Origin of the sequence: Pseudomonas sp. MSSRFD41 (assembly GCF_014230245.1) — a bacterium.
Taxonomy (GTDB): Bacteria; Pseudomonadota; Gammaproteobacteria; order Pseudomonadales; family Pseudomonadaceae; genus Aquipseudomonas; species Aquipseudomonas piscis.
In genome coordinates this window covers 1-10,387 of record NZ_JACKZK010000049.1, presented here as the reverse complement: position 1 = coordinate 10,387, position 10,387 = coordinate 1, and the positions used below count along the sequence as shown (strand labels likewise).

The 10,387-nt window shown below is 59.3% G+C and carries 19 protein-coding genes and 1 tRNA gene; all 20 read left to right on the top strand.

Translation table 11 applies throughout. The features are described 5' to 3' along the window. Window positions 1-184: 184 nt before the first annotated feature. Entirely contained in the window at window positions 185-427 is a 243-nt protein-coding gene (locus H7A76_RS31980; RefSeq protein ID WP_185698134.1) for a hypothetical protein, read from the top strand. 26 nt (window positions 428-453) lie between these two features. Continuing rightward, window positions 454-594, top strand: coding sequence for a hypothetical protein (locus tag H7A76_RS31975; protein ID WP_185698133.1), 141 nt, complete (start codon window positions 454-456; stop codon window positions 592-594). Window positions 595-615: 21 nt separating this feature from the next. After that, window positions 616-1,098 carry a DUF1566 domain-containing protein gene (locus H7A76_RS31970; protein ID WP_185698132.1) on the top strand — a complete coding sequence of 161 codons (483 nt, stop codon included), beginning with the start codon at window positions 616-618 and terminating at the stop codon, window positions 1,096-1,098. 135 nt (window positions 1,099-1,233) lie between these two features. After that, a tRNA-OTHER gene (locus H7A76_RS31965) sits at window positions 1,234-1,301 on the top strand. A 134-nt stretch (window positions 1,302-1,435) separates the two neighbouring features. Beyond that, window positions 1,436-1,687, top strand: coding sequence for a hypothetical protein (locus H7A76_RS31960; RefSeq protein WP_260497932.1), 252 nt, complete (start codon window positions 1,436-1,438; stop codon window positions 1,685-1,687). Then, a complete protein-coding gene (locus H7A76_RS31955) occupies window positions 1,684-1,968 on the top strand; it encodes a DUF551 domain-containing protein (protein WP_185698131.1) in 285 nt (94 codons plus the stop codon). The genes H7A76_RS31960 and H7A76_RS31955 overlap by 4 nt, the downstream gene beginning before the upstream one ends. Window positions 1,969-1,988: 20 nt before the next feature. Beyond that, entirely contained in the window at window positions 1,989-2,399 is a 411-nt protein-coding gene (locus tag H7A76_RS31950; RefSeq protein ID WP_185698130.1) for a hypothetical protein, read from the top strand. Next, entirely contained in the window at window positions 2,396-2,599 is a 204-nt protein-coding gene (locus H7A76_RS31945; protein WP_185698129.1) for a hypothetical protein, read from the top strand. The genes H7A76_RS31950 and H7A76_RS31945 overlap by 4 nt, the downstream gene beginning before the upstream one ends. Next, entirely contained in the window at window positions 2,596-2,745 is a 150-nt protein-coding gene (locus H7A76_RS31940; RefSeq protein WP_185698128.1) for a hypothetical protein, read from the top strand. The genes H7A76_RS31945 and H7A76_RS31940 overlap by 4 nt, the downstream gene beginning before the upstream one ends. Window positions 2,746-3,003: 258 nt before the next feature. Further along, window positions 3,004-3,777, top strand: coding sequence for an ERF family protein (locus tag H7A76_RS31935; protein WP_185698127.1), 774 nt, complete (start codon window positions 3,004-3,006; stop codon window positions 3,775-3,777). Further along, on the top strand, window positions 3,761-4,378 hold the full coding sequence (locus H7A76_RS31930; RefSeq protein ID WP_185698126.1) for a lambda exonuclease family protein: 618 nt from the start codon (window positions 3,761-3,763) through the stop codon (window positions 4,376-4,378). The genes H7A76_RS31935 and H7A76_RS31930 overlap by 17 nt, the downstream gene beginning before the upstream one ends. Window positions 4,379-4,392: 14 nt before the next feature. Next, a complete protein-coding gene (gene ssb / locus H7A76_RS31925; protein WP_185698125.1) occupies window positions 4,393-4,881 on the top strand; it encodes a single-stranded DNA-binding protein in 489 nt (162 codons plus the stop codon). Window positions 4,882-4,883: 2 nt separating this feature from the next. Beyond that, a complete protein-coding gene (locus H7A76_RS31920) occupies window positions 4,884-5,237 on the top strand; it encodes a hypothetical protein (protein WP_185698124.1) in 354 nt (117 codons plus the stop codon). A 57-nt stretch (window positions 5,238-5,294) separates the two neighbouring features. Next, window positions 5,295-5,771, top strand: a complete 477-nt coding sequence (locus H7A76_RS31915) for a hypothetical protein (protein ID WP_185698123.1) — start codon at window positions 5,295-5,297, stop codon at window positions 5,769-5,771. Between the two features lie 116 nt (window positions 5,772-5,887). After that, on the top strand, window positions 5,888-6,457 hold the full coding sequence (locus tag H7A76_RS31910; RefSeq protein WP_185698122.1) for a DUF1566 domain-containing protein: 570 nt from the start codon (window positions 5,888-5,890) through the stop codon (window positions 6,455-6,457). A gap of 51 nt (window positions 6,458-6,508) precedes the next feature. Beyond that, window positions 6,509-6,862, top strand: coding sequence for a four helix bundle protein (locus H7A76_RS31905; protein WP_185698121.1), 354 nt, complete (start codon window positions 6,509-6,511; stop codon window positions 6,860-6,862). 212 nt (window positions 6,863-7,074) lie between these two features. After that, on the top strand, window positions 7,075-8,232 hold the full coding sequence (locus H7A76_RS31900; protein WP_185698120.1) for an RNA-directed DNA polymerase: 1,158 nt from the start codon (window positions 7,075-7,077) through the stop codon (window positions 8,230-8,232). 41 nt (window positions 8,233-8,273) lie between these two features. Further along, the gene (locus H7A76_RS31895) at window positions 8,274-9,302 is read left to right on the top strand and encodes a hypothetical protein (protein ID WP_185702210.1); all 1,029 of its coding nucleotides are present in this window, start codon (window positions 8,274-8,276) and stop codon (window positions 9,300-9,302) included. Beyond that, window positions 9,302-10,051, top strand: a complete 750-nt coding sequence (locus tag H7A76_RS31890; RefSeq protein ID WP_185702209.1) for a hypothetical protein — start codon at window positions 9,302-9,304, stop codon at window positions 10,049-10,051. Before H7A76_RS31895 ends, H7A76_RS31890 begins: the two co-directional genes overlap by 1 nt. A gap of 54 nt (window positions 10,052-10,105) precedes the next feature. Next, window positions 10,106-10,387 (top strand): hypothetical protein (locus H7A76_RS31885; protein WP_185702208.1); only part of this gene is annotated, 282 nt, incomplete at its 3' end.

The following is a 10,387-nucleotide window of genomic DNA, read 5'->3' as shown; positions in this document are numbered from 1 at the left end:
TACGCAGCGCGAGTACGGCGTTGAAGCCAAATGCTTGTACATGGCTGGCCAGGGTCCTTATCCGGAGGAAAAGCAGCCCGAGTCGAAACCAGTTCAACCGGGTCAACAAGAGTTGTTCGTGGCATGACGATTTCACTGGCTGGCCTTCGACGAGGGCCAGACGGGAAATCAACCGGAGAGCCCCATGATTACTCCCGAACAAGCCGAGAAAGTGACCCACAGCCTTATCGAGAGCTATCTCAACGACGCCAACCCCAACAACGTCGATGACGTTGAAAGGCTGCTGCTGAAGCTGATGAGCATGGCCGGTCTGGCGCTGGCGGCAACGCTCGGCACTGAGCGAGCGATTTCAATTATCCAGAGTGTGGCCGCAAACGTTGAAAAGCAGGCACACCGAGCCCGTGTCGAGTTAATCCGCCGCCACTGATAGATCCTTCAAGAAGGAGCAGGACCATGACCAAGCAACAGCTGATCAAGAAAGCCCGCGAGTACAACCACCACCTGGTGGCTCACGTCAAAGCGGACCGTACCTGGGCCGCCGACCTTGCAGCCGATACCCGCGACGCTGCGATCGCTGAAGCGCGCAACGCCTAACCTAACGAAAGGAATACCAACATGAGCGCACAAGAGAACATTCCACCTGCCATCGGCGAAATCTGGCCCGGCCAAGGCGGCATCTACGGCGGCCTTCGCCAGTACCCCGAAGGCCTTTGTCACGTCATCTACGCTGCCGAAGACGTCAATGGCCGCCACGCCTGGGGCTCGTACGGTGACAAGATTGAAGGCACCGGAAGTCGCACCGATGGCCGCGCCAACACCTCAGCGCTCATCGCCCTCTCGGGCAAGCACCCTGCAGCCATTGCAGCTACCAGTCACACCGCAGACGGTCACGCGGACTTTTACTTGCCTTCGGTCGGCGAGCTACACCACGCCTGGCAGTACCTGCCCGAGTCGTTCGCAACCGATTGGTACTACTGGTCGAGTTCGCAGTACTCAGCCAACCTCGCCTACATCATGGACTTTGTAGATGGCTGGCTCAACCTCTACGCCAAGTACCGCGAGCGTCTTGTCCGTCCTGTCCGCAGATTCCTTCAGTGATTCATTCCTTCAGTTACTTCTGACAACCAGCGCCACGTGAGCCTGTCGTTAACTGCCCGATGCCCTGCTCCCCATCGCAGGCTGCATCGGTGATTCATCTGCTCGCGGAAACGGCAGGCATGCCAATGCCGCTTGAGGCTGGTAACTCAGTCAGGTAGAGGCCAGTGCACGGGAGGTCGCGGGTTCGAATCCCGCTCAGCCGAACAGATGAATCACCGATGCATCCCGCATCCCCTTCCATTCACATCGACCGCATTGGCAGGCGCCAGGCCACCTTCACGGTGGGTTTGGTCACTCGCGCCTGGCTCCTGGCCAATGCGGTCCTGAGGATCACCAAATGAGCGGAATGAGCGTTTCCGGCCAGGTCATGATTCAAGAGCCTGCAGCCGGCGGATTCTTGGCACAGGTCTCCCCGACACCCCTTGATGCGGCCATTCAGCTGCTGCGAGTGATGATTCGCCGCGCTGCTGACGGGCAGCAGGCCATGGCCCAAATCGAAAGTGCCGTAGCCGAGCTGATCAGCGAGGAGCGACATGATTTGGACATGGAAGCAGCAACCGAGCGCCGCCGCCGTGGAGAAGAGCCATGAGCGGCTGGCAGCCGATTTCCTCGGCGCCGCGCGACGGTACTGAGGTGTTGCTTGCATCAATTGGCCAGAAGTTCGACGGCGTGCCGATCCCGGATCGGGTAACGCTGGGGCACTACACCGTAGGCGATGAACTCCTGAAGCACGTAGGCGACTGCGGCGGCGTGTGTAGATGCCCTGAATACGAAGACATCGAGCCCTTCTGGATGTCGTGGGATGGCGGATTCACCGAAGAGAACCCGCCAACCCACTGGATGCCACTTCCGGCTCCACCCACCGAGTAACCCACCACCTGGAGTCGACCATGCAAACAGCAATGCAGATTTGCCAGGACCGGTACGACGCCATGCTGCCTCCTGAGCCGGTGGATAATTCTGAGGCTGAACGGATCTGGGTCGACAACGCGGCCTATGACCTGCTGGACGGGCAAGACGTGAAGTTCCAGCGCCGTATGCGAACCCCCCAGGGCGTGACGCATGAGCAGTTCTCCCAGGCCGTTGATGAATACGTGATGGCTAACGTCAACAGCCCTTCGGTGATCGGACGACTGGTCCTGGCCGCGATACGCAGGGATACGTCAGACGCCCATGGCGCTGCTATAGAGGCTATTTGCAGCCCTGACCACAGGGAGGCGCTGTTCGAGATTGCCAGAGTCCTCCTTCGCCCTCTCGCTGCTGATGGCCTGATCGCTCAGGCCGAGGATGACGAGCTATGAGCCCTCATGCCATTGCTGTGAAAGCCATCGAGGCAGCTATCGAAACGATGCTGCTCCCCGGCGCCGGCGAGATCGAAGAAGCCAAAGCAGAGACGACCATAGTCAACTACTTCTCGATCCTTGTAATCAGTTCTGATGAGTTCAAACACTACTGTGAGCGCGTTCGGCGAATCGTTGAGCGCCGCAAGGAGGCAGCATGAACACTATGACCCTCGCGTTCACCCACAAGTCTTGGTTTGGCGCCCTCTCGCTGGCTCATGACGCCGGTATCGAAAACGTCCATGCCTGGAGCCGCCGAGCCTGCCTGTGCGGTGAGTGGACTGTTGCTTACGAGGTGAAAGCATGAAGATCTTCCAGATCATCCTTGCCATCATCATCGTTCTCTACGCCTACAGCAGCCTCACAGAGCAGGAGGAGATCAAGCAGCTCCCTCCTCCGGCGATGCACAAATGAGCCGCCAGCGCGCAAGGCGTCTCGCCTACTGGCGCGGCTCCCTCCCCGCCTTACTCTTCTTCTCATTCTTGATGCTGCTCGGCGCTCTTGCTGATCGCGTCACTTCCTAAATCATCGACGGCGCCCCTCTCCGGTGGCGCGGAGAGCAATCATGTCCACAGTAGCTACGGTTGAGCGCAACACACCACCAGTGGTCATCGGCGAGGCCGCAACCATCCTGCAGATTATTCAGCAGGTCGCCATGTCCCCCAACGCTGACATCGACAAGATGGAGCGCTTGATGGTCATGCACCGGAGCATCCAGGCTGAACAGGCCAAACAGCAATTCGATGAGGCCCTGGCTCAGATGCAGGAAGAGCTGCCCGTCATCGGCGAGCGCGGCGGCATCAAGGACAAGAACGGCCGTATCCAGAGTACCTATGCACTCTGGGAAGATATCAACGAGATGATCAAACCCGTTCTGGCCCGCCATGGCTTCGCCCTCTCCTTCCGCACGCCGCGCAGTGAACGCGGCATCGAGGTCGAGGGAGTGCTGAGTCATCGGGCTGGCCACCGCGAGACCACTTCGCTTGTTCTGCCAGCCGACACCAGCGGCAGCAAGAACGGCGTTCAGGCCGTGGCATCGAGTGTGAGCTACGGAAAACGCTACACCGCCGGCGCCCTGCTCAACTTCACCACCACCGGCGAGGACGACGACGGTAACGGTGCTGTAGTGACGCCGCGAGTGACCTCGGTACAGGCCGCGCAACTGGCCATGCTACTGGAGCGCTGCAGTGACAAGGCCAAAAAGGCATTCGCGAGCATCCATGGCGCGCCGTCCGCCGTGGAGAAAGCGGCTTTCGACCAGGTTCTAGGCATGCTCAGCAAGTCCGTCAAACAGCACGAATCGTCGCCGCAGGAGGCCCAAGATGCAGATCATCACTGATGTCGAGCAGGGTACCCCGGAATGGCTCACCCTTCGCCTGGGCATCATCACCTGCTCCGAGCTGGACTGTCTGCTAGTCGCCGGCAAGGGTGAGGCCGGGTTCGGTGTGGCCGCCTTCACCTACATGGACCAGTTGATTGGAGAGCGAATCACTGAGGAGGCAGCCGAGATTCCATTTAAGACCGCGGCTACGATTCGCGGCCACGAATTGGAGGGCGTCGCCCGGGGCCTGTACGAGGAACGCGAAAGCATCAAGACCCGCTCGGTCGGCATCATCCTCAACCACGGCATTGGCTACTCTCCTGATGCTCTGGTCGGCGACCAGGGTCTGACCGAGATCAAGACCAAGCTCCCAAAGTTTCAGGTCAGCGTCATCCTGAACGGTGAAGTGCCCAAGGAGCACGTCGCCCAGTGTCAGGGTGGTTTATGGGTGTCTGAACGCGAGTGGCTTGACTTCATCAGCTACTGGCCAGGCATGCCACTCTTCGTGAAGCGCGTATATCGAGACGAGGCAATGATTCGCAAGCTCAACGAACGAGTGAAGACCTTCTACGAAATCCTCGACGAGCGCATGGAAAAGGTCATGCGTTCTGCCGCATAACCCAAGGAATCACGATGCCTACTCTTACCGATATCGGCCGCATTGGCCGCGATGCTGAACTTCGCTACACCTCGAACGGCGATGCCGTGTGCAACCTTGCAATCGCTTGCGACTACGGCCGCAAGGGACAGGATGGCAAGCGCCCTACCCAGTGGGTGGATGCCACGCTCTGGGGAAAACAGGCTGAGGCCATGGCCCAGTACCTGATCAAAGGTCAGCAAGTTCACTTCACGATCGACGACGCCCACGTCGAGGTGTTCACCAAGTCCGACCAGACGCAAGGCGTGAAACTAACTGGCCGGGTGATCGTCATCAAGTTCGCCGGCAGCCCACCGCAGCAATCACAGAGCAGCCAGCAGTCTCAGCAGCCACGCCAGCAACAGCGCACCCAACATCAGCCAGCCGCTCAGCATCAGAACCAACAGAGTGGAAACGGACCTGACTACGAAAGCTTTGACGACGATATCCCGTTCGCCCCACTCCACCACCTAGCAGGTGCATAGCCATGCAGAAAGCATCCTCTGGAGTTGTGACGCTGCCGGCATGGATGAACAAACCAGTAAAGAAGCTATACAACACCCGAAGCGGCGGACAGTACAGACCAGACGACATTGCCCTGGCATTTGCATTGAGCCTTCGCATTCACGACAGCGCTGATGAGTTAAGGGCGCTAGCGTGGAGGCTGGTAGACAAGGTCTGCCTTGAACACCAGCCAAACATGAAGCGCCTGGCCCGCGATCCCGACGATGCCAAGGTGTTCGACGGCGCACTCAAAATTATCAATCGTGTCTGCGATCTGCTTGGCTGCGACCCTGGAACAAAGTTCGTTCGCAATGACGAGCTAAACGACGCCGCTTAACCCCTAATTTTGCTGAGCATCCGATCTCCGGAGGCCAGCGCACACCCGGAGAAAATCATGACTCAACATGAGCAAAACTCTATTTCCGCATCGGATCTTCCCGAGCGTGGCCAACCCCTCGCGGGTGGAACATTCGTCACCCGCTACTGGCTCAACGGCGCCGAGCGCGCCCTGATCCTGCTGCCTGACGAGCTCAGTGGGCCCTGGGGCGAATACGATCAGGATGTCGCCGACGCCAAGAGCTACAGCGACGGGGCAGCGAATACCCGTGCCATGGCCGAGGCGGGAAGTGATCTCGCGACAAGGGTGCTGGAGCTGGATGCGCATATCCCTTCCCACCTTGAAGGCGCTCTACTTATGTCCGCCAAGGCCGACGACTTGGTCACACTGCGCGAAGATCGCTGGCATTGGCTGAGCACGCAGTACTCAGCCAACCACGCCTACACCCTGGCCTTTGGAGATGGCTGGCTCAGCCTCAGCGGCAAGGTCTACGTACGTCTTGTCCGTCCTGTCCGCAGCCTTCCTATTCAGTGATTCATTCCTTCAATGCTTTTCAGCAGGCGATTCCGGGTACGCCAGGATAGCGTTCAGACCAGAAGCTCGCCGGGAAGCGCCGGCCGCCTGCATCTATTTCACCTAGGAGCAAGATCATGCAGATCAGCATTCCAGTTGACGACCCTTTGGCGTCGAGCCTCATGAAACTCGGCCTCGAGAAATTGCTTGGAACCAAACCGATCATCACTGAACAATCAGTAGTTCCAACCTTGGGTTCGTATTGGCCCGGCCAAGGCGGATATAACGCCGGACTGATGCGCGGAGAAAATGGCTCGCTGGATTATTACCTGATCGTTCCACTACTGACTGAGCAGATCCGTGCTGAATGGGGCGGCTACGGCGAGGAATGCGAAGGTGCAACTAGTTCCGGCGATGGCGCGGCCAACACAAAAGCGCTGCTTGCAGACAGCAATGAACACCCAGCAGCAAAACTGGCCAGCGAGTTCACCGCAGATGGTCACAGCGACTTTTACCTGCCGGCTCGGCGAGAGCTTCAGGTCGCAGAGGCGAACGTGCCAGAGCTGTTCGAGAAGGCCTATCACTGGTCCTCTACGCAGTACTCAGCCAACGGCGCCTACACCATGGGCTTTGGAGATGGCTGGCTCTACTACGACGGCAAGAACCTCGAGCGTCTTGTCCGTCCTGTCCGCAGATTCATTCCTTAATTCAGTTCTTCATTCATAGGCGCGGAGCGCCTTTGCTTTCGGGAGGCCAGGATGGCCATTCACACAGACTTAGAGATTCATAAGGTAGCCGAAGAACTTCTCGGCTTGGCGCTTGACCTTGTCCGAAATATACCGAGAGACCTCAAGCAGGTTGTTGGTTCAAAGATCCGTGACGAATGCCTGGCAGCACTGGTTCTGATCGGTCGGGCCAACATGGCCAGGGACAAGCTGCCACACCTGAACCTCCTGCTCGAAAGCATCTGGATGCTCAACTACCTGCTTCGCGCGCTCGCCAATAAGGGCCTGATCAGCAAGGGGCAGCATGCAAGAGCAATGAAGCTCACTGCATCTGTAGGTCGTCAGGCCAACGCTTGGAAGAAATCCGCAACCGCGCCCGCTGCTTGAGGGTTAAGGCTCTCCTGCCTGTGCGCTGAATCTGGTCGTGCCGCTGTCCAGTTGGACACCGCTATGCGCACTAGAGATACCGCCGATCTAAAGCGTTCGGGCTGGTCTCGCGCAGTTTCTTTGCTGATCGGTATCACCTTCAGCAGAGCGACGTAGATAGCACGACAGGTCGCAGTACTCAGCCAACAACGCCTACAACATGGACTTTGAAGATGGCTGGCTCAACAACAACGACAAGAACAACGAGCGTCTTGTCCGTCCTGTCCGCAGATTCGCCCGTTGCGAGCTTCACCTTCGAGGAATTGGCCAAGGCCTACTACGACTGCCGGCGGCACAAGCGGAATACCGCGAGCGCCCGACGCTTCGAAGTGGACATGGAATCCAACCTCCTCGACCTATTCGAAGAGCTCCAGGCCGGAACCTACCGGCCTGGTCGCTCCATCTGCTTTGTGGTCACCAGGCCAAAGGCCCGCGAAGTGTGGGCCGCCGACTTCCGCGACCGCATCGTGCACCACCTGCTGTACAACCGCATCGGCCCACGGATCGAGCGCAGCTTCATAGCGGACAGCTGCGCCTGTATCCCCGGGCGCGGCACGCTGTACGCCGCAAAGCGCCTTGAGTCGAAGATCCGCAGCGCCAGCGAGAACTGGTCGAAGCCAGTTTTCTACCTGAAGCTCGATCTGGCCAACTTCTTCGTCGCCATTGACAAGCAGGTGTTACGCCAGCAGTTGGCCAAGCGCATCACCGAACCCTGGTGGCTTGCCCTGGCCGAACAGATCCTGATGCACGACCCGCGTGAAGACTACGAAGTACGCAGCCCGGCACATCTGTTCAACCGGGTACCGCAGCACAAGCGACTCACTGCACAGCCTGCGCATCTTGGCTTGCCGATCGGCAACCTTTCCTCGCAGTTCTTCGCCAACGTGTACTTGGATGCGCTGGACCAGTTCGCCAAGCACCAGCTACGCGCCAAGCACTACATCCGCTACGTCGACGACTTTGTGTTCCTGCATGAGTCGCCGCAACAGCTCAACCAATGGCTGGTCCAGGTCGAAGAATTCCTGCCCAGTCTGGGCGCCCGGCTCAATCCCAGCAAGACCATCCTGCAGCCTGTCGACCGCGGCGTGGACTTTGTCGGGCATGTGATCAAGCCCTGGCGGCGCACAACCCGCAAGCGGTCGCTGGCTCAGGCACTGAAGCGAACCGCCGCAGCACCTGCCGAAGATCTGCGCGAGACAGCAAACAGCTACTTCGGCCTGCTTGGCCAGGCCAGCCATAGCGCAAAAGACCGGGAGAAGCTTGCCCGACTTGTTCTGCTGCGCGGCAACAGCGTCAACTCGGCGCTGACCAAGACCTTCAAGAAGTCGTAACCATCTATCACCACCCGGGCGTGCCCCGGATAGGACTCCTCATGCCAACAGAAGCCCAACACCTGGAGCAGCGAGTAGCTGCCCTTCAGTCAGATCTCAACGCCCGGGACCAGGCCCTGGACGACGCAGCAACAGAGAACAACGAGCGCGAGCTGTCGCGGCGGTCGTGGTTCGACGAGGCGCAGAGGCTGGAGAATGAAAATAGCGCCATTCGCCTACAGGTGGGCGGGATGCAAATGGAAATTGACGAACTGCGCTCCGAAGTCAAACGCCTTGATCTAATGGTTGCCCAAGCCGACTACAACTACGACATGGATCGCGCTCAATTCAGGCGCCAGATGGCCGAGCGGGATGCGCTGCCGGCCGACTGGGAAGACCAGCTGCTGACCGAAATGGACCGGCGCTTCGGGTTGAGCAAGCGCGATGACCTGCACATGGTGAATGATGACACGCAGGTCGGCGTCGAATTTGCTCTCGAATGGATCAAGGCACGCGTTACTGCCAGCGCAGAGCCGAGCGCACCATGCACAACGCCAGGTGACCAGCAATGCCCAGGCGACGGCGTTAACAAGTGCAAGGCGTGCCCGAGTGCGCCGGTCGAGCGCGACGAGCGGGCGGAGTTTGAGTCAGCCTATGCCGAAGAGTTCAGCAAGGTGCGCGGCTGCACGTTCAGCGCTCATGATGTCGCGTCAATGCGAGATACCGACGGCAGGTATGGCGATCGCGCCTACCTGAATGGTCAGTGGGCAGGATGGCAGGCCCGCGCCGCCCTGGAGCGCAAGCCGAGCGCGCCAGTCGATACCGTCACCTGGGAAGACGCGGAGAAGGTGGCCGCAGACCCTGAAGTCCATGATGCGCTGCAAATGTTCTCCGAAGACCCTGCCGGCGATGCTGGAACCTCGGTTGTGCGGGCGGTTCTTGAAGCCCTGGAGCGCAAAGCTACCAAGGGCTCACAGAAAAGCAAACCTCATAATCCAAGGAGAATCCTTTCAGATCATCACTGCCCGGAATGCGGGCAGCCGGATTGCAACGGTCAGTGCTTCGGTGACGACATGATGGGAGATTCCTGATGAGCAACGAAACGATCAGCGTGCCGCGTGCCGACCTTGAGCAAGCACTTGGCGGCGAAATGAAAGACGTGCTGGCGGCGCAACGTAAGCTGCGCGCCCTTCTCGCCCGGCCAGCCGAGCAGCCTAAACCGTGCGCAACCATTCGCCTGGAGCGAATTGACGGGAAGACGTGCGCAACGGTGGCGCGATGGGACGCCGACCAGTTGCAGGAAGGTGCGCTGATGAACGTGTACCTTAATCAGCCCGCCGAGCAGCACCAGGGCGACGGCGTCAACTGGAAGGCCGTAGCGAACGAGCAGATGGGGATTATCCAAAAGCTCAAGGCCGAGCAGCACCAGGGCGAGCCGGCGCTTTACGTTGAACAATGGGAGCTTGACCGGATCGCTAATGGCGGAGCTGCGTGGGCTACAGCGTGGACCACCGACGGGAAAGAAAACCCATCTCGCCCGGGTGATTGTGTGGCGCTCTACACCCGCCCAGGCGCCAAGCCAGATGGATTTGAGATAGCGCGCCATTCAAAGCGACTGGTTGAACAACTGCGCGCTCGAATAGCAGAGCTTGAGCAGCAGCCCGCGCCGGCTGCGGTGGTGCGCGAAGGTTGGCAACTGGTCCCCACCGTACCGACTGATGACATGATCGTGGCCTTCGCGGAGGCGTGGTATTCCAAGCGCCAGACTATCGACGACCCGGACATGCTCGATGCTTACCGCGACATGCTTGTAGTTGCTCCAAGCCCTCCCCAGCAGTAACCCCTATACCCCTCCCACTTTCAAGCCAGCCGCAGCAGCGGCCAAGGACAAGTCATGCCTGAAGAAATCAAGCTGATCCAAGCAGCGCCGGTTGTGCGCGACGACATGGGTTCGTTCCAGCACCCTGATATGCCCGACTTCGACGAAGGCGACGCCGAGAAGTGCAAAGCGTGGGTAGCCGAACAAGGACTTGCGGTGAAGCAATTTCGCCTTGAGTACGCTGACGAAGCGGTTGCGGACCGCTACTTCGAATCCGGGGACCCAGACTTCAGCTACTGGGAGCCTGAGCGTCCAGACGGTGAAGGCTGGTTCTGCCTGGCCATCCACGACACGGAC